The organism is Sinomonas terricola (assembly GCF_034931225.1).
Lineage (GTDB): Bacteria > Actinomycetota > Actinomycetes > Actinomycetales > Micrococcaceae > Sinomonas > Sinomonas terricola.
Map to the genome: position 1 here is coordinate 50,888 of NZ_JAYGGQ010000006.1, position 23,442 is coordinate 74,329.

Here is a 23,442-nt window from a genome sequence, read left to right on the forward strand (position 1 = left end):
GAGGGCGGCGTCAGCCGCCTCGAGCAGCCGGGAGCCTGAGCGCGAAGCTCGCGCCTCCCTCGGGGGCCCGGCCCGCGGTCAGCTCCGCGCCGAGCCGGGCGGCGAGCCGGTGCGCGATCGAGAGCCCGAGGCCCGTGCCGACCTTGCGCTCCCCGTGATATCGGGCGCGCAGGGCGCCGCGGTCGAAGGCGCGGGCAAGGTCTTCGTCGCTCAGCCCAGGCCCGCCGTCGCGCACTTCGAGGACGACGGCGCTACCCTCCTCGCGCCCGGCCAGCACCACGGGCGCGCCCGCGGGAGTGATCCGGAGCGCGTTCTCGACGAGCCCGTCGAGGAGCTGCCTCAGCCTGCGCGCGTCGGTCACGACAGGCAGCGGCCCCGCCACGTCAGCGCGCACCACGACCCCCGAGGGCTCCCAAACGCCCCGCCACGCCTCGACGACGACGGGGAGGAGCCCCGCGGCGTCAAACGGTTGGGCGTCCACGCGGAAATCGTCGGCCTCGAGGCGGGCGAGCTCGAGCAGGTCCCGCACGAAGTGGTCGAGCCGCTCGGTCTCGGCACTCAGGGTCCGCCCGACGCGCGGCACGTCCTCACCCGGAATCACGCCGTCTGCGAGCGCCTCGGCGTAACCGTGCAACGCCGTAAGCGGAGTGCGGAGTTCGTGGGAGATGGAGAGGAGGAACTCGCGCTGACGCCCTTCACTCGTCGCAAGCGAGGCGTCGAGGGCTTCGAGCGCATGCGAGACCTCGCGCACTTCGGTGGGCCCGCCGCCGTCGACCGCGACGCCCCGCTCGCCGCCCGCGAGCCGGCGAGCCGCCCGCGAAACCCGCACGAGCGGCCTCGCCACCCAGCGCGCCACGAGCGCGCCTCCCCCGACAGCAAACGCGAACCCAAGCGCGAGAGCCCACAAGAGCCGGGCCACGAGCGCCCCGGAGGCCTGATTGACGGCGGAGACCGGCTCGACGAGCACGAGCCCGCCACCGGCCGCGAGGGGCCGCGCCTCGACGACAACGGGCGTCCCGCTGACCGTCTCGGTCTGCGAGAACGGCTGCCCCGAGAGGACCTTCTTGACCACGGCTTGGCTCACGAGGCGCCGCCCCGCGCCGGAAACCGTCCCGTCGGGCTGGACGAGCGCGATCCTGCCCTCCTCCCCGAACGCGAGTTCGCGGAGCGATGCGAGGTCCGTCACCGACCCCGAGACGCTGAGCGCCTGGGCCTCGCGGGCGAGGCTCAGGCGAGCCTGGTCGACGGTGGCGGCGCGGATGAGCTGCGCCCCGACGAGGCCCGTGATGAGCGTCGCAATGGCTGCGACGGCGGCCGTCACGAGGGTCACGCGCGCGTAGAGGGAGCGGAACCACGCCATCATCGGGGATCCGATGCGGCGCTGTAGCCGACGCCGCGCGTCGTCCGGATCGGGCTCGCGTCGCCGAGCTTCGCGCGGAGCTGGGCGACGTGGACATCCACCGTGCGCCCGCCCGCATAGTCGGCCTGGCCCCACACCGCGGCGAGGAGCTGCTCGCGGCTGAAGACCCGGCCCGGCTGGGACATGAGGTGGGCAAGGAGGTCGAACTCCATCGCGGTGAGCTGCACCGCCCCGCCGTCGGCCTCGGCCGCGCGTCGCCCGAGGTCGAGCCGCACTCGCCCCACGCTCAGCACGCGCGGCGACTGGGGCCCCGCCGCGCGCCGGAGCACGCTCCTGACGCGGGCCACGAGCTCGCGCGGCGAGAAGGGCTTGGTGAGGTAGTCGTCGGCGCCGAGTTCGAGGCCGAGGACGCGGTCCACCTCGTCGTCGCGTGCGGTGACGAAGATCACGGGGGTCCAGTCGTCCGCCTCGCGGAGGCGGCGGCAGATCTCGACGCCGTCGAGGCCCGGGAGCCCAACGTCGAGGACGATCGCAACCGGCCGGAGCTGCCGGATCCGTGCGAGCGCCGCGGCGCCGTCGCGCTCAACGTGCACGCCGAAGCCCGCGCGGGAAAGATACAGGCGCTCGAGATCGGCGATCGCCTGTTCGTCCTCGACCACGAGCACGAGTCCGCGCCCCTCGCCCGAGTTCTCCACGGCACCATTCAAGCGCACGACGCCGAGACTCGCCTGCGGTTCCCGGGCACTCCTTACATTCCCCGAACATTGGCCGAACACAGCCCTTGCCGGGCGCTGCCAGCATCGAAGGGACCCGATGAAGCATCGGGCAGGAGGCTTACGAAAGGACAGGCCATGGACCCGAAGTTCCCGACGACGGCGGGGATCCCCACCCAGCGCAGCCGCACCGCGCGGCGCTGGGCGGCGGGAATCGCGTCAACCCTCGCGGCCACGCTCCTCGCGGGAGGCGGCATCGCCGTCGCCCTGCAGGCCCAGGGCGCAGCCCAGGGAACGCAGCAGGCAGCGGCCGACACAGGAGCGGACGAATCGCTCGACAGCCTCACGTCACTCGACTCGCTTGCCGCCGACATCACGGACGACGGCGTGCAGGCGCCCGCCGTCGCCGAGCCCGCGGCGCTCGTGGTGCCGGCCGCCGGGACGACGCCGTCGCCCTCGTCCTCCGTGCCCGCCAAGCACCCGGCGCGTGCCGCACTGCGGCGCGTCCTCGCCGTCATCATCCGCCAGGACGGCCAGCCCACGTACGGCCAGCATGCACAGACGGCGGCGCGGGCACTCATCAACCGCTACCCCGCAGCGTTCCGGCGTCTCCCCGAGCAGCTCCGCCAGGATCTCTGGACGCTCGCGGGCGCGCCCGCGGACCAGACGGTCGCCGACGCCCACACCGTGCGGGACCGCGCCCTCGACGGCACGTATGGCGCGGCCGTGCAGAAGCTCGCCGAGGCCATGAAGAACGCGCCCGCGAAGCCGAAGCCGACCTCCCCCGCGCCGAGTGCGACACCGGGGGCAACGTCCGGAAGCTGACCTCGCCTGGCGGTGGCCGGTTCGAGGCTGCCGCCAAAAACGGCTAGTATGGAACCCAGCCCCTCATGTGGCGTCATCCTGCTGAACTCCCCCAGGACCGGAAGGTAGCAAGGGTAGGTGGGCTCTGGCGGGTGCATGAGGGGCCTTTCCGTACCTGTGGATAACCGGGTCTCAGTGTCGGCGCCGATTGGTAGGGTTTTCTCTGTGAGTTCTCCGACTGCCCTGTATCGCCGGTATCGGCCGGACACGTTCCAGGACGTGATCGGGCAGGAGCACGTCACCGAGCCGCTCATGACCGCGCTCCGCAAGGACCGCGTCAACCACGCCTACCTCTTCTCCGGCCCCCGCGGGTGCGGCAAGACGACGTCGGCCCGCATCCTCGCCCGCTGCCTCAACTGCGAAAAGGGCCCGACGCCGGAGCCGTGCGGCGTGTGCCCGAGCTGCGTCGAGCTCGCGCGCGGCGGGTCCGGCTCGCTCGACGTCATCGAGATCGACGCCGCGAGCCACGGAGGCGTGGACGACGCGCGGGACCTCCGCGAGCGCGCGACGTTCGCCCCTGTGCGGGACCGCTACAAGATCTTCATCATCGACGAGGCCCACATGGTCACGTCGGCCGGCTTCAACGCGCTCCTCAAGATCGTCGAGGAGCCGCCGGAGCACATCAAGTTCATCTTTGCGACGACCGAGCCGGACAAGGTCATCGGCACGATCCGCTCCCGGACGCACCACTACCCGTTCCGCCTCGTGCCGCCCGAGCCGCTCATGGCGTATCTCGAGCAGCTGTGCGCGGCCGAGCATGTGCCCGTGCAGCCCGGCGTGCTGTCCCTCGTGGTGCGCGCCGGTGGCGGGTCCGTACGCGACTCGCTCTCGGTGCTGGACCAGCTCATGGCCGGCGCGGGGACCGGCGGGATCGACTACGAGCTCGCCGTCGCCCTTCTCGGGTACACGCACGCCGCGCTGCTCGACGACGTCGTGGACGCCGTCGCGGCGGCCGATTCGGGCACGGTGTTCCGGGCCGTGGACCGCGTCATCCAGACTGGGCACGACCCGCGGCGGTTCGTCGAGGACCTGCTCGAGCGGTTCCGCGACCTCATCATCGTGCGCGCGCTGCCCGACGCCGCGGAGTCGATCCTGCGGGGCGTGCCCGCGGACCAGCTCGCCCGCATGCGCGCGCAGGCGCAGTCCATCGGTGCGGCCGAGCTCTCCCGCGCGGCCGACGTCACGAGCGCTGCCTTCAACGAGATGACTGGGGCGACGTCGCCGCGACTTCATCTCGAGCTCCTGTGCGCGCGGCTCATGCTTCCCGCGGCCGACGGCGACCACGGCCTGGCCGCGCGGCTCGACCGCCTCGAGCGGCGGCTCTCGTTCGAAGGCGGGGCGCCCGGGCCCGTCGCTGTGGTCCCCGAGCCGGCGGCTGCACCCACCGTCGCCACCGCAGCCCCGGCGCCGTCGGCCGCTCGGGCTTCCGTGGCTCTCTCCCCCGGCGCGCCCTCCGTCCTCGAGCCGGCGGCTCGGGTCGAGGCTCAGCCCACGGCGGCCCTCGCGGATCAGCCCGCCGCAGCGCAACCCGCAACTGCGCAGCCCGCCGTGGCTGAATCCGCGGCTCAGCCCGCCGCCGCTCAGCCCGCGGCTGTCCCGGCGAAATCCACCTCCGCCACGCCCGCCACGGCCCCGGCCGCTGATGTCCCGCCTCCGGGCGCCTCGACAAGCGGCGGCTCCGGCAGTGTCGAAATGTTCCGCCGGGCGTGGCCCGAGATCCTCGAGAACCTCACGGCCATCAAACGCCTCACGTGGATCCTCGTCAGCCAGAACGCCACGGTCGCTGGATTCGACGGCCGCACGCTCACGCTCGCGTTCGCGAACTCCGGTTCGGCCGGTTCCTTCACGCGCGGCGACCACTCCGACAACGTCCGTCAGGCGATCCACAAGGTGCTCGGCGTCGAGGTCCAGATCGACGCCACGACCGGCGGCAACGGCCCCTCGCCATCCGCCGCGCCCGCGACCCCGAGAGGGGCTGAGCGCAGCCCAAAAGCCCCGGCTGATCCGCCGCCGAGCCCTCGCGCGCCTGAAACCGCCGCGGCAGACCGCTCGGCAGCCGAGGGCGTCGCTTCAGCCGACTACGCGACCGAACAGACGGGGGCCCCGGCACAGCCCGGCATTTCCGCCGTCGCCAACGTCCCCAGCGCGCCACGGGACCACGGCATCGGCTCCGCGACGCCGGAACCTGCCGCGCAGCCGTCGGCCCCGTCCGCAGCAGACGTCGCGTGGGGCCTAGCCCCCGCACCTGCCCCTGCGCCCGAGCAGGGCTCACCGGAGCAGGCTCGCCCTGCGAAGGCCCAGCCCCAGACCGCGCCCGCCGAGACCCCGGCCGCGCCAGTCCGGCCCACGGCTGCCTCCTCAGCTCAGGCCACGGCCGCCGCGCCAGTCCGGCACAGCCAGTCGGGCTTTGCCGAGCAGATGCCGACGCCCAGCTCCGGACCCGCTGTCCAGCCAAGTCCGCCGTCGTCGGCTCAGACTGAGCAGCCTCAATCGGCTGCCGACTCGTCGTCGGCTCCCGCGGCTTCCGAGCCGACGACCTCGGGGCCAACTCCCGCCCCCGAAGCTCGAGAATCCCGGCCTGCCCCGGCGACGACAACGTCGGTCCCACGCTCCGACGACCCTTACGCGGACATCCCGTACGCGGACGACGAGCCTCCGGCCGAGTGGGACGAGCCGCTCCCCGAAGACGAAGGCTGGCGTCGGCCGTCGGCAGGCGGTCGACCGTCGATACCAAGTGCCGCCTCCGCGGAGACACGGGCTACTCCAGCTCCCGTGGCGGCTCCGGTGCCGTTGGGGCAGACACCACGGTCCGGGGGCAGGGCGACCGCAGGAGACACGTCCAGCGCGAGCGCACGCGGGGGCGAAGCGCGGGGAACTGGATCGGCCGAGTCCGGCCAGGACCCTTGGTCGTATGCGCGCGAGTCGGCGCCAGGGGTTTGGACTGTCGGAGCGGAATCGAACGTCGGATCGGCGCCATCTGCTCCCGCGCAGCCAGCGGAGGCGGGCCCCGCTGAGGCCCAGACCCCGCGCGAGGCCGCATCGCCGTCGTACGCTCCGGCCGCCGCCCAGCCGCCCGCGCAGCCCTCCCGCCCCGCGCCGGGCCCGGCAGCCCAAGAGCGCCCGTCGCCGCAGCCGCCGGCCAACGGCGGCAGGCCCCTGAGCATGTACCAGCGTCTCTCGCAGAAGGCGGCGCAGGATCGCGAGAACGACGTCGTGGTGCAGGCACCGCGCGGTCCCGCGCCGAGCCAGCCCGTCGTCGAGGACATTCCGAGCGCCGACGACGAGACGATCGAAGCGTCGGGAGTCTTCGGACGCGCGGCCGTCGAACGGATCCTCGGTGGGAAGCTCATCGAGGAGCGCGCGCACGACGGCACCGTGATCCCGCCGCGCTGACGGATCGTTGACGACGGCGCGGCGCACGCGCACGCGGTGAGGGCGCCGCAAGCGGTAGCGTAGTGGGGTGTATGAAGGCGCAGTCCAGGATCTGATCGACGAGCTCGGAAGGCTCCCCGGCATCGGACCGAAATCCGCTCAGCGGCTCGCCTTCCATATCCTCGAAGCCGACGCCGACGACATGAAGCGGCTCGTCGCCGCGATCACGACGGTGAAAGAGCGCGTCAAGTTCTGCCAGATCTGCGGCAACGTGTCCGAGCAGGAAACGTGTTCAATTTGCCGCGATACCCGGCGCGATCCGAGTGTCATTTGCGTTGTCGAAGAATCCAAGGACGTGATCGCCGTCGAGCGCACGCGCGCGTTCCGGGGCCGCTATCACGTGCTCGGCGGAGCCATCAATCCGATCGCCGGAATCGGCCCGGATCAGCTGCGCATCCGCGAACTGCTCGCACGGCTCAATGACGACGCCGTCACCGAGATCATCATCGCGACGAATCCGAACCTCGAGGGCGAGGCGACGTCGACGTATCTCGCGCGCATGCTCCAGAGCATCGGCATCAAGGTCACGCGCCTCGCGTCCGGGCTCCCTGTGGGCGGCGACCTCGAGTACGCGGACGAAATCACCCTCGGACGCGCCTTCGAGGGACGCCGCAGCGCGATCGGGTAGTCCCGATGGCACCAGCCCGGAAGTACCCCACCATTCGGACTTCGTCCGCCGCCGAAGCGCGGGGCGAAGCCCGAAAGGCGAGGCATATCGGAGCGAACGCGCATTCTCGTCACAAATCGCGTCGGCACTCAGCGCATTTGTGACGCCCGCGCAGTAGCATCAATTTAATTTCGGTCCCGGCGTTGACGAATTGCGCCAGATAGGCCACGATTGTTTGACGGGGACCTTCGCACCAGCGGGGCTCGAGCAGTCGAGAACACCCCGCACTATGGTCGGGGGGCCATGATGAAACTGCGAATTCTCGCGTCAGCCCCAATTGCCATTGGAATGCTGCTGTCCACCGTGGTGCCTGCGCAGGCGGCAGACGACAACCAATCCACGCGAGCAGCGCTCGAGCGAGTCACGAAACACGCACAAAGCGCCGCGACGAAAGTACTGTCCGACGTCGCATCGATTCCGACGACCGAATCCGGAACCCATGCCGTGGACGGCTCTGCAAACGGAGTCAAGGTCAAGATTCCTGCCAATGCCAGTGATTCCGTCTCCCTTGAGTCCAGCATGCATGGTGGTGGGCCGGGTTCCATTGGGATCTCGAACGCTGGCGGTGGGACTATCCCAACTGGCTTGGAGCGGCCGGGATCCACAAATGCAACTGGGGTTCTTAGGGTTAACTACCAATGAAACGACCAATATTTATCGGTCTGATCACGGCACTCATCGTCATCCATGCAGCCATCATCGGCGCGGCGATCTACGCAATTGCTTATGTGACGTTCCACGACTCGCGACAAGATCTCCCTTTGTCCAATTTTGTACCGAATCCGTCTAATCCCGGAGCCTCAGATTATGCTTTCGAGGGGCTCCGGGACGCCACCGGGACACTGTGCGGTCCAGGGAAGATCAACTGCAGTGAGGCCTACCGCGGTGAACGGCTGACGCTCCTTCGCTTCGACTCGAAGAACAAGGCCCAGAACTACGCCGTCTCGCTGGGCGAGGACGGCCACCAATCGGACTGGATCGTGGCCGATTTCTCCCGGGCGCCCCTCAGTGATTTCGACCGGCTCATGGTTCGCCAGTCGCTCGACGGAACGTGGTCAACTTCGCCCGATTAAGCCGACGTCGCCCCCTTGGGCCGCATTTGAAGAGGAGGCACAATGAAGCGCCCCATACTCGTCACTTGGATGACCACGCTGGCGCTGATCCACGTCGGCCTTATCAGCTACATGATTTTCGAGTCGTTCAATGACCCGTACGAGGACGTGAGGCTATCGGCATTTGTCCCGCGTTCCTCGGACGGAGCATCGGACTGGGGTTACGCCTTTCACGGTCTCCACAACGAGACCTCAGCTCTGTGCGGACCGCCAACTGGCTGCAAGGAAGGCTACAGCGGGGACCGGCTGACGCTGCTCCGGTTTGAATACAAGGACAAGGCTCGAGCCTATGCCGGGTCGCTGGGCAGCGATGGGTATCAGTCGGGCTGGATCGTGGCCGACTTCTCCCGGGCGCCGCTCGATGAATACTATCGCCGCGTCGTCAGGAGGAGGTCGAAAGGACGGTGCGGTTCTCGAATGACTAAGGTCATCCGACCAGCGTTGTGATGACGGACCGTTACGTGCCTGCCGCGAGCAGGAGCATGCTTGGAGGCATGAGCACACCACGCACATCCGTGCCGGTTCTCGACCTCGCCACCGCGAGGGACGCGAACGGCCACTTCACCTCCGAGTTCCTCGATGCCCTCCGCGACGCCGCCCACAATGTCGGCTTCTTCCAGGTCACGGGCTACGGAGGGCGGCCCGGCCAGGACCAAGAACTCCTCGACACCGTCGCCGAGTTCTTCCGCCTCCCGCTCGAAGACCGCCTCGCCCTAGACAACCGAACCTCAGCCCAGTTCCGCGGCTACACGCGTCTCGGCAAGGAAATCACGCAGGGCCGAGCGGACTCCCGCGAGCAGATCGACTACGGGCCAGACCGCGCACCGCTTGAATATGTGCCCGCCGACCAGCCCTACCTCGGGCTTCAGGGCCACAACCAGTGGCCCGCGGGCTTCCCGGAGCTCGAGAAGGCCGCGATGGAATGGGCCGAGCTCATGTCCCACGTCGGAGCCGAACTCCTTTCCGCGATCTCGGTCGCGATCGGGCTCCCCGAGGACCATTTCGACGAGGCGTTTGCGGGCACGCCCGCGTGGATGGGCAAGCTCGTGCACTACGTGGGCGGCGGGGTGGTGCCCGAGGCCGGGACGCAGGGCGTCGGTTCCCACGCAGACTACGGCTTCGTGACGCTCCTGCTCCAGGACTCCGTGGGAGGCCTCGAGGTCAAACCGTACGGGCAGGACGAGTGGATTGATGTCCCTCCGACGCCCGGCGCGCTCGTCGTCAACCTCGGCGAGATGCTCGAGGTCGCGACGGACGGCTACCTCATGGCGACCATCCACCGGGTCACGGCCCCGCCGGCCGGCGTCGACCGGTATTCGGTGCCGTTCTTCTGGTCGCCGCGCTTGGACGCCGTCATCGACAAGGTCGAGCTGCCCGCCAGCCTCGCCGCCGATGCGCGCGGCGTCTCCGACGACCCGAGCAACCCGATGCTCGCTTCCTACGGCCAGAACGTGCTCAAGGGGTGGCTGCGCGCCCATCCGGAGACGGCGCGGCGCCACTACCCCGAGCTAGTGCGGTGACGCAAAGGCCCGCTGAAGAGACAGGCGACGGCGCCGGGCCACGCGCCCCGCTCACGCCACGCGGGTTCCCCGGGCGAGGCGGCGGGCGGGCGTGACGAGGGCCCGCCGAGCTCCCCACAGCAGGCCGCCCGCGAGGAGAAGCTGGAGCCCGAGGCCGAGCGGCCAGAGCGGCGTCCGCTGGACGAGATACGCGGGCTTGACCTTCCCGTTCGCGCACGGCGTCGTCGCCTCGGGCCCGGCGATGGCCGCTCGCGCGGCTTGGCTCATCGTCTCGATCGCGCCCTGCGGATACGGCGCAGCCGAGACGGATCGGTCAGGGTAGGGAATCGCGTCGGCCACGACGAGGAACGGGTTCATCGACAGGACCCACGCGACCCGTTCGGTGCGCACCGTGGGCTGGTCCATGAGGCTTCCGACGCACGTGTACGACGGCGGCCCCTCCGTCGGGGTCACCTTGAGATTGCTCGAGTAGGCGCCGGACGACGGCGTCAGCGTGGGGACCCCAGAGGGCGCGGGCGAAGAGCCTGGCGACACCGGGGACGGGGCGGGCGACGGCGAGAAGGATGGCCCCGGCACGGCTGGGTGCGACACCGTCGTATAGATCGGCGTATTCGCCTCGACGGTCCCGCGAGACAGGGCAACGCCGAACCCGAAGGCGATAAGCGTCCCGATCCACAGCATGGCGACGACGAGGTACGTCACGACGATCGAGAAGAGCGGCCTGCCCGCGAGCGCCGAGAGAGCGGTCCCGATCGCGCTCACGACCCCGAGCTCGACGGCGAGCATGAGGAGCGAAACGGCGATGTAGCCGGGCGAGAGACCGCCCGCGACCACGCCGATGACGAGGAAGGGCGAGGCCGCGACGAGGAACGCGAGCGCCGCGAGCCACGCCGCGACGAGCTTCCCCGCGAGGATCTGGCCGGGGCGCAGGAGCGATGCCTGGAGGATCGCGAGCGTGCCCTGGGCGCGGTCGCCGTTGACGGCGTTGGCCGAGAGCGCGGGAGTGACGACAAGCGCGAGGAACATGACGAACGCGAGCACGGCCTCGAAGATCATGCTCCCGGGGCCAGCGCTGGGAAGCGGTCCGGAAGGCCCGTAGTCGGCGTATTGCCGGCTCACGGCATGCTGCGCTTCCCATGCGGCCCACGTCAGCCACGTGACGATCGCGATGAGCGCGAACCAGATCACGAGCATGATGTACCAGCCGCGCGAGCGGAGCCGCTGCTTCGCCTCGAGGACCACGACGTCCCAGGCCCCGCGCGCCCACACGCGCACCGCCGTTGCCCCTTCCCGCGCCGACCGCCGTCGGCGAGGCGGAGTAGCAGGTCCCGGCTCGAGAACCTCGTGGACACCGCTCATCGTTCGTCAGCCCCCAATCCGAGATAGGTCTCCTCGATCACGCCGCCCGCGGGTGCGAACGCTGTGACCGCGACCCCCGCGGTGACGAGCTCGCGCAGGAGGCGCGCGGCGTCGTCGTCCGTCGCCACGATGAAACTCAGGCGGGGCCTCCGCCCGTCCTCCTCGCCGAACTCGACGCCGAGCTCCCCCAGCCGCGCGCGGGCGGGGGCAAGGTCCAAGGCTTCGAGCGCGTACCGCCGTCCTCCCGGCGGCGCGTCGACGAGCTGGGAGCGAACGGTCCGCCCGCCGCTCACGAAGACGACGGCGTCCGCGATCTCGTCGAGCTCGCTCAGAACGTGCGACGAGACGACGACGGTGCAGCCGTCCCCCGCGAGCCGACGGAGAGTGCCGCGCAGCTCGACCCGGGACGCTGGGTCGAGGCCCGCGGCAGGCTCGTCGAGGAGCAGGGTCGTGGGGCGGTGGATGAGCGCCCGCGCGAGGCTGAGGCGCTGCTGCTGGCCCCGTGAGAGCACGCGCGCGGCCTGGCTCGCGAAGGATCCGAGATGAACGAGCTCGAGGAGCTCGTCGGCGCGGCTCGCGGCCTCCGCGCCGCTGAGCCGATAGAAGCGCCCCATCTGTACGAGGATCTCGCGGGCCGTGAGCGACTCCCACACCCCGAGGGTGTCCGGCATCCACCCGACTCGCCGCCGTACCTCGTCGCGGTCCACGGCGGGATCGAACCCGTCGATGCGGATCGTTCCGGCGTCGGGGGCCAAGAGGGAGGCGAGCATGAGGAGAAGGGTCGTCTTGCCCGCGCCGTTGGGCCCGACGAGCGCCGTGACCTGCCCCGCCCGAGCGTCGAAATCCATGCCGGCGACGGCGTGCACCGCGCCGAAGCTCCGCGCGAGCCCCCGCGACGCGATGCCCCTGACGTCCCCCATGACAGTCTCCCCCCACGCCGCGCGGCGCAGGCCGCTGCCGGATGCTCTGTCAGGACAGCGTAACCGTCACACAATGCGCCACGTCGAGAGCGTGCCGATAGAATGTTGGGCGAATCTGTCGCGTTCCCTACCTCTTGAGTGAGTGTGCCCGCATGTCGCTTCCGCCTGTGCTGCCCGCCAAGCAACTCGTCGTCCAGAAGTTCGGCGGTTCCTCCGTCGCGGACGCCGCGGGCATCAAGCGGGTCGCGGAGCGCATTGTGGACTACCGCAAAGCTGGCCACGAGGTTGTCGCAGTTGTGTCCGCGATGGGCGACACGACCGACGAGCTCCTCGACCTCGCCGCGCAGATCACGGACGACGCCCCCGCACGCGAGATGGACATGCTCCTCTCCGCCGGCGAGCGCATGTCCATGGCACTCCTCGCGATGGCGATCAACACCCTCGGCCACAAGGCCCAGTCCTTCACGGGCTCCCAGGCCGGCATGATCACGGACGGGACGCACGGCAAGGCGCGCATCATCGAGGTCGACCCGCACCGCATCCGCACGTCCCTCGACAAGGGCAACATCGCGATCGTCGCGGGATTCCAGGGCGTGAGCCACGAGAGCCACGACATCACGACGCTCGGCCGCGGCGGCTCGGACACGACGGCCGTGGCCCTCGCCGCCGCCCTCGACGCTGACGTATGCGAGATCTACACCGACGTGGACGGCGTGTTCACGGCCGATCCGCGCGTCGTGCCGGCCGCGAAGAAGATCGACACGATCTCGAGCGAGGAGATGCTCGAGCTCGCCGCCTCGGGCGCGAAGATCCTCCACCTGCGCTGCGTCGAATACGCGCGCCGCTTCGGGGTTCCGCTCCACGTGCGGTCCTCGTTCAGCCACAACGAAGGGACGTGGGTGCTGCCCGCCCCGGAAGACAAGATCACGATCAACGAGGGAGTCGCCTTGGAACAGCCCATCATCTCCGGCGTCGCGCACGACCGGTCCGAGGCCAAGGTCACCGTGGTCGGCGTCCCGGACATCCCCGGCAAGGCTGCCGCGATCTTCCAGGTCATCGCGAAGGCGAACTCGAACATCGACATGATCGTGCAGAACGTCTCGACGTTCGGCCGCGGCAAGACGGACATCTCCTTCACGCTCCCGATCGTCGAGGGCGCCACCGCCCTGCACGCGCTCAAGGCCGCGCAGGAGGAGATCGGCTTCGAGGACATCGAGTACAACGCCGAGATCGGCAAGCTCTCCCTCATCGGCGCGGGCATGCGCTCGCACCCGGGCGTCTCCGCGACCTTCTTCAAGGCGCTCTCCGACGCGGGCATCAACATCGACATGATCTCGACGTCGGAGATCCGCATCTCCGTCGTGACGCGCGCCGACCTGCTCGACGCCGCCGTCCGCGCGATCCACACAGCGTTCGGCCTCGACGCCGAGGTCGAGGCGACCGTCTACGGCGGCACGGGCCGCTGACCCTCCGGGCCGCCCACCTTCGCGGCGGCCGCCGGGTGTGCCAAGCGCCCGGAACAATGAACGACGGCGGGTGGGCACCCGCCGTCGTGCGTTTTCGGGACGCCGCGCGTGCGGCGCCGGGTCCTAGGGCTTCGTGTCCTTCCGGACCGCGTAGTGGTGGCCTTCGGAATCCGTCTCCACTTCGAAGGTCCGCAGTTCGTCCTCGGACGCCTGTTCGAAGTCGTCGTGCTTGTGCACCACGGGGGCGCTCGGGTCCCCGCGCTGTGGCGCCACGATCACTTTGGCCATGCGATCGGTCGCGTTCATGAACTTCTCGAGCACGTGGTGCTTGTGCTCTTCGGGCTCCTCGTGCGGCTTCTGCGAATCGGGCATGTCATCACCCCCTCCCGCTTGGGCCATTTTACGCCCGGTGTGATCTGGGCCTCAGGGGCGGCGCGGCCAGGATCAGCGCAGCGAGCGGTCGTCCGGGTCCTTCGGGACGACGTAGGTGCTGCCGTCGGGCCGCGTCACGGTCTCCCACTGCTGGGCCTCGGCCTCGCGCTGCGCGAGGAGGGCCTTGTTCGCGTCGGTCATCTCGCCCTCGGTCGTGCCGCGATGGGCAGGGCCGAAGACGGCGCGCAGCTTTCCGGTTGCCCGCATGAAGCGCTGCGTGAAATTCTCCTGGGCCATGTCCCCGCCTTTCGTCCGGTCAATCCATAGTACCCTGATTGTTAGTGCACTAACACATGGAGGCTTCCGATGACGGACCCAGACTCGGGCGCGGCGCTCGGCTCCGACGACGACCTGCTGCTCGAACGCCAGCTCTGCTTCGCCCTGGCCGTCGCAAGCCGAAGCGTCATCGCGTCCTACCGCCCTGTGCTCGAGCCGATGGGCCTCACGCATCCGCAATACCTCGTAATGCTCGCCCTGTGGGAGCGAAGCCCCCGCACCGTCCGGGATGTGAGCGACGCACTCCTCCTCGAGCCGGCCACGATGACGCCGCTGCTCAAGCGCCTCGAGGAGGCCGGCCTCGTCACGCGCACGCGCCAGCCCGGGAACGAGCGCGCGCTCGACGTCTCGCTCACGGCGGCCGGACGGGCCCTGCGCGAGAAGGCGCTCGCCGTGCCAGTCACGATGATGGCCCGTCTGGGAATCACCCGCGCCGAGGCCGACGAGCTGCACCGGTCGATGATGAAGCTCATCGCCGCGGCCCACGCGAGCCGGGAGGCGGACGGGGCACGGACATGACCGTCCGCTTGAGGGACGGTGATGTGCTGAAAGGACGGTTGTGCGGGCGGGGCGCCGGACGGAGGATCGAGTCGTGCGGATGAAGGTCGCGGTCCTGTCGCTCGGGTTCCTGCCGCTCGCGGCGGCGGCACTGCTCGCGGGCTGCGGAGGCGCGAGTGGTTCCGGGCCGGGAGCCACGTCGAGCGCGCCCACGGCCCCGGCAGCCTCCGGAACGGCGGCAGCGGAACTCAGCATCGTCGTCGTCCATGCGCCCGGGCAGCCCGAACAGCGGTGGACGCTGCGGTGCGCGGGCGCGACGCCGGCGCCCGGGTCGAGCCACCCCACTGCAGCCGCGGCGTGTGCGCTGGTCGCGGCCCATCGCGAGATCCTGTTCCCGCCGTCACCGCCGCCCGACCGGGCGTGCACGATGCTCTACGGCGGCCCAGACGTCGCGACGGTTACGGGAACGTACGACGGCGCGCCCGTCGCCCGCCGCTTCTCCCGCACGAACGGCTGCGAGACGGAGGACTGGAACGCAGCGACCCCGCTCATCGGCCCACCCGGCAACCAGTGACAGCCGGGGATAATGGACCGATGCCTTCGCCCGCCCCTGCCGCTGCCCCCCACACCGTGCTCGACGAGCACGAATGGCTCGCGCGCGCCCGGGCCCACGCGGAGCGGGCGGCCCGGTTCGCCGAGACGTTCGTCGGGCGCCGGAACGCGGGGAAGAAGCACCCGGTCGAGGACTTCCTGTTCACGTACTACACGCTCAAGCCCGCACAGCTCAGCCGCTGGCACCCGGGAACGGGGGTCGCGCTCACCGGGGAGGCCGCCGCCGAGCGAGTCGGCTGGAAGTACTACCGGCCGCTCACGGTCACCGAACGCGTGGCCGCGGGCGTGCGCGAGGGGAGCCCCGCCGTCGTCCTCGATGCCGCCGCCTACCTCGCCGAACGCGAGGAGACCGTGCGCTTCTGCGGCGTCATCCTCAGCGGGACAGCGCAGCGACCCGCCCAGTTCGGGTGCTTCGGGCTGCACGAGTGGGCCATGGTGTACCGCTCGGAGAAGTTCGGGATCCGGCACGAATACCTCCCGCTGCGGCTCGGGGCCGATGGCACGGACCGCGTGGTCGAGGAACACCGGATCCGCTGCACGCATTTCGACGCGTTCCGCTTCTACACCCCCGACGCCGCGCCGCTCAACGAGCTCCAGCCCACGCGCGCGACGCAGCGCCACCTCGAGCAGCCCGGCTGCCTCCACGCGAACATGGACCTCTACAAGTGGGCGTACAAGCTCGGCCCCGCGGTGCCCGGCGAGCTGCTCATGGACTGCTTCGAGCTCGCGTGGCGCGTCCGCGAGATGGACATGCAGGCCTCGCCCTACGACCTCTCCGGCTGGGGCTACCAGCCGATCCGGATCGAGACGCCCACGGGGAAGGCCGAATACGTCGAGGCGCAGCGGGCCTTCGCCGCCGAGGCGGCGGTGCTCCGGGAGCGGCTGACGACGGCGATCGAGCCCTTGGCGGCAGCGGTCGCCTGAGCTGGCCACGCGTCGGCGAGGGGTGGCCACGCGTCGGCGAGAGCTGGCCACGCGTCGGCGAGAGGTGGCCACGCGTCGGCGAGCCACTCAGTGGCCCGGGACCGCGTCCGCCTCGGCTAGAGCGGGAGCGCCCGCGGGGCTTGCCCCGGCCGCCGCGCCGGCCGAGCCGATCGTCACGTCGACCCAGCTGCGGATCCCGCTCGTGCCGAACGATAGCCGCCCGAGGTAGGCGCCCGGCGCGAGCCCCGTCCACGCGAGCGTCTCGGTGGCCTGGGTTCCGTTGGCCGCGACGATCGGATTCGGCATCACGGCCAGATTGCCCGCGTCGCCGGACCACGACGCGGCGAGGACCGTCGCGTCGGAGGCTCCGCCGTCGGGCGTCGCAAAGAGGTTAGCGACGATGTAGTAGGTGCCCGGGAGCGGGTCCGCGACGTCGAGGTATTCGCTCGCGTTCGCCGTCGCGACGGTCGTCAGTGCGAGGCCGCCCTTGCCGTTCGGCCCAAACACGTACATGTCCCAGTCGGCGGACGGGTTCGCGGCCTTGACGCCGAGGCGCGCGAACTTCTGCCCGGCCGGGACGGTCACCGCGACAACCTCGTTGTGGGCGTCCGTGCGGTTCGCAACCGCGCCGGGCGTCTTCGTGATCGCCTTCTGGGCCATGGGCACGAGCCCCTCGACGCCCACCGGGATCGGAGCGTCAGTGCCCGAGGTAAGCAGGAACGTGCCCGAGCCGTCGCCTCCCGCCGAGGAGAAGCTGTAGCTGGGCTCGACCTTGGCCTCGACCGGGCGCACCGCGATCGGCGAGACCACGGTCCGCGGGCCGCCCCACGTGAGCGTGCCCGTGGTGAACTGCCCCGACGGCGCGCTCGCGTTCTTGATCCGGAGCGTGACCTCGCGGGTCTGCCCGGCCTTCACGAAGTTGAGCACGTTGGGGGTGACCTCGACCGTGACCCCGGGCAGGTTCACCTGCGGGCGGTACACGCCGGGAACGACGGCCGTGAGCTGCCGCTTGACCACGGCCTCCCCCACGAGCGAGCCGAGGGCGATCGATGGCACGTTGACGTCCTTCGCGGCGAGCGTCCCGAGCTTCTTGGAGCTGCTCGTCGTGACGCCCTGGCCATTGAGGAACGCGTTCCACTGCTGGGGCCCCGAGTCGTAGACCAGTCCGGGGTCGAGGACCTTCGCCGTGTCGACGTGGCCCGCGCCGCCGTCGAACGGGTTCGTGTTCGGCGCGCCGTCCGCCCCGACGAGCGGGTACGCCGTCGTCATCATCGCCGACTTGACGGCGGCCGGCGACCACGCGGGCTGCTTGGCGAGCACGAGCGCGCCGACGCCCGCGATATGCGGCGCGGCCATCGACGTGCCGGACATGAAGCCGAACTGCTCGCCGTGGTTCCCCACGGTCGAGACGCCCGCGAGGACGTTGACGCCCGGCGCCGAGACATCCGGCTTGAGGAGGTCGCCGCCCGAGGCGAGCGACGGGCCGCGCGACGAGAAGCCAGCGATCTGCGGGGTCGGCGTCGGGGGCAGGCCCGTGAAGTCGCCGCGCTGCATCGTGACCGTGAGCGCGGGGTTCGCCGCGAGCTTGGCCTTGAGCTCGGGGCCGGCGGGGGCGTTGACGTGGATGGTCGGGACCGAATGCAGATCGGAGTCCTCGGAGCTCGGCGAGAGGTTCACGAGGATCATGCCGATACCGCCGGCGCGCTTGACCTCGGCGCTCTTGTCGACGCGGGCGACGACGCCGCGATCGCACACGACGACCTTGCCCGCCGCCTTGGCCGGGTCGAGCGTATTGGGCCCGCACAGGTTCGGGCTCGCGGCGCCCGCGGCCGCGGCGTCCGCTGCGAGGACGGGCGTCGCGTCCTTGATCTCCCCGGTCATGACGGACGCGCCGCGGTACTTCGTGCCGTCGGAGACCGTGATCGTGCCGAGGAGATCGCCGGGGAACGTGCTCGCTGCGACGGTCGTGAGCCACGGCGAGGCGTGGTTGACGGTCGAGGCCGTGGGCCCGGAGTTGCCGGCCGAGGCCGCGACGAACACGCCCGCCGAGGCCGCGTTGAGGAACGCGAGTGCGACCGGATCGGTCGTCGAGTTGGTGTTTCCCGAGATCGAGTAGTTGAGCACGTCGACGCCGTCCTTGACCGCGGCGTCGATCGCCGCGACCGACGACGACGTGTAGCACCCGCCCGTGTTCGGGTCGTCGTCTTCCCAGCAGACCTTGTAGACCGCGATCGTCGCGGCGGGTGCGACGCCCGAGCTCGTGCCGAAGTCGGTGCCGGCGACGGTCAGGTGGACGCCCGTGTTGCCCGCAGCAGTCGACGCCGTGTGCGAACCGTGGCTCGCGATGTCCACCGGGGAGATGACCTCCTCGGGAGCCCGGTGCTCGGGCGCGACGTACTGGAGGAACGCGTCCGCGAAGTAACGCGCGCTGATGATCTTCGAGTTGCAGGCCGAGCCGTCGAACGAGGCACCCGTGCCCCGACCGGGCTCGCACTCGCCCGTGAACGTCGTGCCGTCCGCCTTGAGCATCGCGATCTTGCCGTCCGCGTCGCGGTACGGGACTCCGACCTGCGCCGGGCCGCTCAGCGGCTGGACCGGATCTCCCGCGAAGAATGGGTTGTCCGGCGCGTAGCCCGTGTCGATGACGCCGACGACGACGCCCTTGCCCGCGTTGCCCTTGCCGCCGAACTGGGTGGCCCAGCTTCCGCTGGGGCCCGTGAGCTTCATGAAGTCGTTGCTCGTGTAGTCGGGGGCGTTCTCGACGTCGCGCGAGACCGCCACGACCGCGGGGTCCTTCGCGAGCGCGACGGCCTGGTCCGTGGTGAGCTGGGCGGTGAAGCCGTTGAGCGCCGTCGTGAACTGCTGGCCGACGCGGACCCCGTGCCTCGCGGCGACGTCGCGCTGTGCGCCGCGCAGGTGCGCGTCATAGGCGCGGTAGGCGGCGCTGCCGGCGTCGACCTTGCGGCCCTTCTCGGGCTTGGTCGCCGCGTAGCCGGGGGTGTCGCCGTCGTACGCGGCAGCCGCGGCTTCGGCGAGGACCACGACGTAGCGGCCCGGCGGGTAGGCACCTGGGTCGACTGAGGCGGCCTCTGCGGCGGTGCGCGGCTGGTCTGGTGCTGCATGGACTGGACCGGCGAGGGTGCCGATCGCGAGCGGAAGGGCGACGGCGAGGGCAGCGAGCCTTCGGAGGGATCGTGGTGCTGGGCGCGAGTGAGCTGTCATCACAGGGGTGCAACCTTTCGGCGAGTGTGACTTCCGCCACTGGGCGGATTGTGTCAAAGTACCCGAAAGAACCGCTTCATACTAGGGATAATGACAGCCGTGTCCCAGACTTTTCCCAGCGAAGGGCGGTATAAGCCTAGTCCGCGTCGAGGTAGAGCCAGCGCCCGCCCTCGCGCACAAAACGGGACGTCTCGCGCATGACTCCGCGCCCGTCGTCGTCCGCATATCTCGCCTCGAATTCGACGACGCCGCGGTCGTCGAAGGGGCCGCCCGCCTCGATGCGGACGACGTCGAGCCGCCGCCACTGCGTTCGATCGTCGAGTTCGAGCACGGCAGGGCGAGTCGACGGATGCCACGTCGCGAGGAGGTAGCTCCGATCCCCCACCGCGAACGCGCTGTACCGCGAGCGCATGAGCGCCTCGGCCGTCGGGGCGGTCTCGCCCGCGTGGAAGCGGCCGCAGCACGCTCCGTAGGTTTCGCCCGAGCCGCACGGGCACCGGGCGCCGGGATCAAGGGCCATGCGCCCAGAGTAGCCGCGATTCCGGCGGTGACGGGCCCCTCCGGTAGAATCAGGTTGCAAGCTCGCGGAGCGCTCTGTCTTCAAGGCAAGAGAGGTGAGACGGGCACTTCTGTGGCTTGCCCACTCACCCCCAAGCACAGGAGCCTGCTCGATGCCCCGGATCGTTGTCGATGTCATGCCGAAGCCCGAGATTCTCGACCCCCAGGGGAAGGCGATCGTCGGGGCCTTGCCGCGGCTCGGTTTCACCGCCTTCAGCGGCGTGCGCCAGGGCAAGCGCTTCGAGCTCACGGTCGACGGCGAAGTCACGGAGGAGATCCTCGAGCAGGCCCGCAACGCCGCCTCGACGATGCTCTCGAACCCGGTCATCGAAGACGTCGTGAACGTGGAAGTCCTCGCAGAGGACACCGAGGCGGAGCGAGCATGAGCGAGACGCCCCTCATTGCGGACCTCGGGGCTCCCGAGAACGCGCCGCTCAGCGACGCCCGCATCGGCGTCGTGACCTTCCCCGGCACGCTCGACGACCGCGACGCCGCGCGCGCAGTGCGCCTCGCGGGCGCGACCCCCGTTCCCCTGTGGCACGGCGACGCCGATCCCGCGGCCCTTCGCGGCGTGGACGCCGTCGTGATCCCCGGCGGGTTCTCCTACGGGGACTACCTCCGAGCGGGCGCGATCGCGCGCTTCGCGCCGCTCATGGCGAAGATCGTCGACGCCGCGAACTCGATCGACAAGCTGCCGGTGCTCGGCATCTGCAACGGCTTCCAGATCCTCACGGAATCGCATCTGCTGCCCGGCTCGATGATCAAGAACGACCACCTCAAGTTCATCTGCCGCGACCAGACCCTCCGCGTCGAGAACAACCAGACGGCCTGGACCAACCAGTACGACAATGGCCAGGAAATCACGATCGTCCTCAAGAACCAGGACGGCCAGTACGTCGCGGACGAGAAGACGCTCGACGAGCTCGAGGGCGAGGGCCGCGTCGCGTTCCGCTACGTCGGCTGGAACCCGAACGGCTCGCGCCGCGGGATCGCCGGCATCACCAACACCGCGGGCAACGTCGTGGGCCTCATGCCGCACCCCGAGCACGCCGTCGAACCCGGCTTCGGCCCGCTCGCCGCCAACGGTACGTACAGCACTGACGGCCTCGGGTTCTTCGCGTCCGTCCTGAGCACGCTCGTGGGAGAGGCAAAGTGAGCACGCAGACCGCCCCCAAGTTCAACATCGACACCGTCGAGCACGCCGCCGAGACGCCGGACGTCGAGCTGCCGTGGGCCGAGCTCGGCCTCAAGCAGAACGAGTTCGAGGAGATCGTCAAGCTCCTGGGCCGCCGTCCCACCGCCGCCGAGCTCGCCATGTACTCGGTCATGTGGAGCGAGCACTGCTCGTACAAGTCCTCCAAGGTGCACCTCCGCCAGTTCGGCGAGAAGCTCACCGACGAGATGAAGAAGGACATGATGGTGGGCATCGGCGAGAACGCCGGTGTGACCAACCTCGGCGACGGCTGGGCCGTCACGTTCAAGGTCGAGTCCCACAACCACCCCTCGTTCGTCGAGCCGTACCAGGGCGCGGCGACGGGCATCGGCGGGATCGTGCGCGACATCATCTCGATGGGCGCGCGGCCCGTGGCGGTCATGGACCCGCTGCGCTTCGGCGCGATCGACCACCCTGACACGGCGCGCCTCGTGCACGGCATCGTGTCAGGCATCGGCGGCTACGGGAACTCGCTCGGCCTGCCGAACATCGGCGGCGAGGTCGTCTTCGACTCCGTCTACCAGGCCAACCCGCTCGTGAACGCGCTCGCCGTCGGCGTCCTGCGCCACGAGGACCTGCGCCTCGCCAACGCCTCGGGCGTGGGCAACCGCGTCGTGCTGTTCGGCGCCCGGACGGGCGGCGACGGCATCGGCGGGGCCTCTGTTCTGGCTTCGGAATCCTTCGATGACACCAAGCCCTCGAAGCGCCCCGCCGTCCAGGTCGGCGACCCGTTCGCCGAGAAGGTGCTCATCGAGTGCTGCCTCGAGCTCTTCAAGCACTCGCTCGTCGAGGGCATCCAGGACCTCGGCGCGGCCGGCATCTCGTGCGCGACGTCGGAGCTCGCCTCGAACGGTGAGGGCGGCATGCGCGTCGAACTGACGAACGTCCTCCTCCGCGACCCCACCCTGACGCCGGGTGAGATCCTCATGTCCGAGTCGCAAGAGCGCATGATGGCGGTTGTGACTCCCGAGCACGTGGCCGAGTTCGAGAAGGTCATGGAGAAGTGGAACGTCGAGTTCTCGTGGCTCGGCGAGGTCACCGACACGGGCCGGCTCGTCATCACGTGGGACGGCGAGACGATCGTCGACGTCGATCCCCGCACCGTCGCGCACGAGGGCCCGGTCTACAACCGCCCGTTCAACCGGCCGGAGTGGCTCGACGGCGTGCAGAAGGACACCTTCCGCGCTTCGGAGGCGGCGAAGGGTCTGCCAGCGACCGGCGACGAACTCAAGGCGGCCGTGCTCGAGCTCATGGCCTCGCCGAACATGTGCGACAAGTCGTGGGTCACGAAGCAGTACGACCACTACGTGGGCGGCAACACCGCGCTCGCCTCTCCCGACGACTCCGGCGTGATCCGCGTCGACGAGGAGACCGGCCTCGGCGTCGCCATCTCGACCGACGCGAACGGCCGCTACGCCTACCTCGACCCGTACACGGGCGCGCAGCTTGCCCTCGCGGAGTCGTACCGGAACGTCGCGACCACGGGCGCCGTGCCGATGGCCGTCACCGACTGCCTCAACTTCGGCTCCCCGGAGGACCCCGAGGTCATGTGGCAGTTCGCCGAGGCCGTGCGCGGCCTCGCCGACGCATGCCAGACGCTCGGCATCCCCGTCACCGGCGGCAACGTCTCGCTCTACAACCAGACGGGCACGACGGCGATCCACCCCACCCCGGTGGTCGGCGTCCTCGGCAAGTTCGACGACGTCGCCCGCCGCACGCCGTCGGGCTGGCAGCAGAACGCGGACGGCCAGGCGATCTATCTCCTCGGCACGACGCGCGACGAGCTCGACGGCTCGGAGTTCGCGAACCTCCGCGGGCACCTCGGCGGGCTCCCGCCGAAGCTCGACCTCGAGGCGGAGAAGACGCTCGGCTCGCTCCTCATCAACGCCTCGCGCGACGGCATGGTCGATTCGGCGCACGATCTCTCCGAGGGTGGCCTCGCCGCGGCCCTGTCCGAGATGGTGCTGCGCTTCGGCGTCGGCGCCCGCGTAGCGCTCGACGACCTGTGCGAGCGCGACGGCGTCGACGCCTTCACGGCGCTGTTCTCGGAGTCGCAGGCGCGCGCCGTCGTCGCCGTCCCCCGCTCCGAGGAGGTGCGCTTCAACGACATGGCCGCCGCACGCCAGTTCCCGGTGGTGCGCCTCGGCGTCGTCGACGTTCTCGCGACCTCCCTCGAGGTCCAGGGGCTCTTCGACCTCCCGATCGCCGAGCTCCGCGAGGCCCACGAGGGGACGCTGCCGAAGTACTTCGGCTGAGGCTCACTTTCGGACGCATCGACTGCTCCGTAACTGTCG

At 70.3% G+C, this 23,442-nt stretch carries 21 protein-coding genes and 1 other RNA gene; 14 read left to right on the forward strand and 8 right to left on the reverse strand.

Going from position 1 to position 23,442, the window contains the following annotated elements:
- Positions 1 to 10 precede the first annotated feature (10 nt).
- Positions 11 to 1,363 (reverse strand): sensor histidine kinase, encoded by a 1,353-nt coding sequence (locus SPF06_RS09600; RefSeq protein ID WP_323278826.1) that lies wholly within the window; start codon positions 1,361 to 1,363, stop codon positions 11 to 13.
- Positions 1,360 to 2,055 carry a response regulator transcription factor gene (locus SPF06_RS09605; RefSeq protein ID WP_323278827.1) on the reverse strand — a complete coding sequence of 232 codons (696 nt, stop codon included), beginning with the start codon at positions 2,053 to 2,055 and terminating at the stop codon, positions 1,360 to 1,362. Before SPF06_RS09605 ends, SPF06_RS09600 begins: the two co-directional genes overlap by 4 nt.
- Positions 2,056 to 2,211: 156 nt before the next feature.
- On the opposite strand from SPF06_RS09605, the gene SPF06_RS09610 reads away from it, so the two are divergent.
- From SPF06_RS09610 to SPF06_RS09640, 7 genes are all read left to right on the forward strand, one after another.
- On the forward strand, positions 2,212 to 2,898 hold the full coding sequence (locus tag SPF06_RS09610) for a hypothetical protein (RefSeq protein WP_323278829.1): 687 nt from the start codon (positions 2,212 to 2,214) through the stop codon (positions 2,896 to 2,898).
- 55 nt (positions 2,899 to 2,953) lie between these two features.
- An RNA gene (ffs, locus tag SPF06_RS09615) (signal recognition particle sRNA small type) lies at positions 2,954 to 3,048 on the forward strand.
- 54 nt (positions 3,049 to 3,102) lie between these two features.
- Entirely contained in the window at positions 3,103 to 6,330 is a 3,228-nt protein-coding gene (locus SPF06_RS09620) for a DNA polymerase III subunit gamma and tau (protein WP_323278830.1), read from the forward strand.
- A 67-nt stretch (positions 6,331 to 6,397) separates the two neighbouring features.
- Entirely contained in the window at positions 6,398 to 6,997 is a 600-nt protein-coding gene (gene recR, locus SPF06_RS09625) for a recombination mediator RecR (RefSeq protein WP_323278831.1), read from the forward strand.
- A 677-nt stretch (positions 6,998 to 7,674) separates the two neighbouring features.
- Positions 7,675 to 8,109, forward strand: coding sequence for a hypothetical protein (locus tag SPF06_RS09630; RefSeq protein ID WP_323278832.1), 435 nt, complete (start codon positions 7,675 to 7,677; stop codon positions 8,107 to 8,109).
- A gap of 42 nt (positions 8,110 to 8,151) precedes the next feature.
- A complete protein-coding gene (locus SPF06_RS09635; RefSeq protein WP_323278833.1) occupies positions 8,152 to 8,595 on the forward strand; it encodes a hypothetical protein in 444 nt (147 codons plus the stop codon).
- 47 nt (positions 8,596 to 8,642) lie between these two features.
- Positions 8,643 to 9,668, forward strand: coding sequence for an isopenicillin N synthase family dioxygenase (locus SPF06_RS09640; RefSeq protein ID WP_323278834.1), 1,026 nt, complete (start codon positions 8,643 to 8,645; stop codon positions 9,666 to 9,668).
- A 51-nt stretch (positions 9,669 to 9,719) separates the two neighbouring features.
- On the opposite strand, the gene SPF06_RS09645 is transcribed toward SPF06_RS09640, so the two are convergent.
- Both SPF06_RS09645 and SPF06_RS09650 read right to left on the reverse strand, forming a co-directional pair.
- Positions 9,720 to 10,943 carry an ABC transporter permease gene (locus tag SPF06_RS09645; protein ID WP_323278835.1) on the reverse strand — a complete coding sequence of 408 codons (1,224 nt, stop codon included), beginning with the start codon at positions 10,941 to 10,943 and terminating at the stop codon, positions 9,720 to 9,722.
- Positions 10,944 to 11,023: 80 nt separating this feature from the next.
- Positions 11,024 to 11,947, reverse strand: a complete 924-nt coding sequence (locus SPF06_RS09650; protein WP_323278836.1) for an ABC transporter ATP-binding protein — start codon at positions 11,945 to 11,947, stop codon at positions 11,024 to 11,026.
- A gap of 152 nt (positions 11,948 to 12,099) precedes the next feature.
- Between SPF06_RS09650 and SPF06_RS09655 the strand changes: the two genes are divergently transcribed.
- Entirely contained in the window at positions 12,100 to 13,413 is a 1,314-nt protein-coding gene (locus SPF06_RS09655) for an aspartate kinase (protein ID WP_323278837.1), read from the forward strand.
- 123 nt (positions 13,414 to 13,536) lie between these two features.
- Here SPF06_RS09655 and SPF06_RS09660 read toward each other — a convergent pair whose 3' ends face one another.
- Together SPF06_RS09660 and SPF06_RS09665 are read right to left on the reverse strand one after the other, a co-directional pair.
- Positions 13,537 to 13,785 carry a hypothetical protein gene (locus SPF06_RS09660; protein ID WP_323278838.1) on the reverse strand — a complete coding sequence of 83 codons (249 nt, stop codon included), beginning with the start codon at positions 13,783 to 13,785 and terminating at the stop codon, positions 13,537 to 13,539.
- Between the two features lie 72 nt (positions 13,786 to 13,857).
- Positions 13,858 to 14,082: a hypothetical protein gene (locus SPF06_RS09665; protein WP_323278840.1), complete on the reverse strand. Its 225-nt coding sequence runs from the start codon at positions 14,080 to 14,082 to the stop codon at positions 13,858 to 13,860.
- A 69-nt stretch (positions 14,083 to 14,151) separates the two neighbouring features.
- Between SPF06_RS09665 and SPF06_RS09670 the strand changes: the two genes are divergently transcribed.
- From SPF06_RS09670 to SPF06_RS09680, 3 genes are all read left to right on the forward strand, one after another.
- Positions 14,152 to 14,640, forward strand: a complete 489-nt coding sequence (locus tag SPF06_RS09670) for a MarR family winged helix-turn-helix transcriptional regulator (protein WP_323278841.1) — start codon at positions 14,152 to 14,154, stop codon at positions 14,638 to 14,640.
- 79 nt (positions 14,641 to 14,719) lie between these two features.
- Positions 14,720 to 15,193 carry an SSI family serine proteinase inhibitor gene (locus tag SPF06_RS09675; RefSeq protein WP_323278990.1) on the forward strand — a complete coding sequence of 158 codons (474 nt, stop codon included), beginning with the start codon at positions 14,720 to 14,722 and terminating at the stop codon, positions 15,191 to 15,193.
- Between the two features lie 20 nt (positions 15,194 to 15,213).
- A complete protein-coding gene (locus SPF06_RS09680; RefSeq protein ID WP_323278842.1) occupies positions 15,214 to 16,155 on the forward strand; it encodes a 3-methyladenine DNA glycosylase in 942 nt (313 codons plus the stop codon).
- Between the two features lie 87 nt (positions 16,156 to 16,242).
- Here the strand turns inward: SPF06_RS09680 and SPF06_RS09685 are convergent, their stop codons facing one another.
- Together SPF06_RS09685 and SPF06_RS09690 are read right to left on the reverse strand one after the other, a co-directional pair.
- Complete coding sequence (locus SPF06_RS09685) at positions 16,243 to 19,377, reverse strand: S8 family serine peptidase (RefSeq protein ID WP_323278843.1); 3,135 nt, start codon at positions 19,375 to 19,377, stop codon at positions 16,243 to 16,245.
- Between the two features lie 136 nt (positions 19,378 to 19,513).
- A complete protein-coding gene (locus tag SPF06_RS09690; protein WP_323278844.1) occupies positions 19,514 to 19,897 on the reverse strand; it encodes a YchJ family protein in 384 nt (127 codons plus the stop codon).
- Positions 19,898 to 20,048: 151 nt separating this feature from the next.
- Between SPF06_RS09690 and purS the strand changes: the two genes are divergently transcribed.
- The 3 genes from purS to purL are packed head-to-tail and all read left to right on the forward strand — an operon-like array spanning position 20,049 to position 23,403.
- Positions 20,049 to 20,321 carry a phosphoribosylformylglycinamidine synthase subunit PurS gene (gene purS, locus SPF06_RS09695; RefSeq protein ID WP_323278845.1) on the forward strand — a complete coding sequence of 91 codons (273 nt, stop codon included), beginning with the start codon at positions 20,049 to 20,051 and terminating at the stop codon, positions 20,319 to 20,321.
- Positions 20,318 to 21,091 carry a phosphoribosylformylglycinamidine synthase subunit PurQ gene (purQ, locus tag SPF06_RS09700; RefSeq protein WP_323278846.1) on the forward strand — a complete coding sequence of 258 codons (774 nt, stop codon included), beginning with the start codon at positions 20,318 to 20,320 and terminating at the stop codon, positions 21,089 to 21,091. The genes purS and purQ overlap by 4 nt, the downstream gene beginning before the upstream one ends.
- A complete protein-coding gene (purL, locus tag SPF06_RS09705; protein WP_323278847.1) occupies positions 21,088 to 23,403 on the forward strand; it encodes a phosphoribosylformylglycinamidine synthase subunit PurL in 2,316 nt (771 codons plus the stop codon). The genes purQ and purL overlap by 4 nt, the downstream gene beginning before the upstream one ends.
- Positions 23,404 to 23,442: the final 39 nt, after the last annotated feature.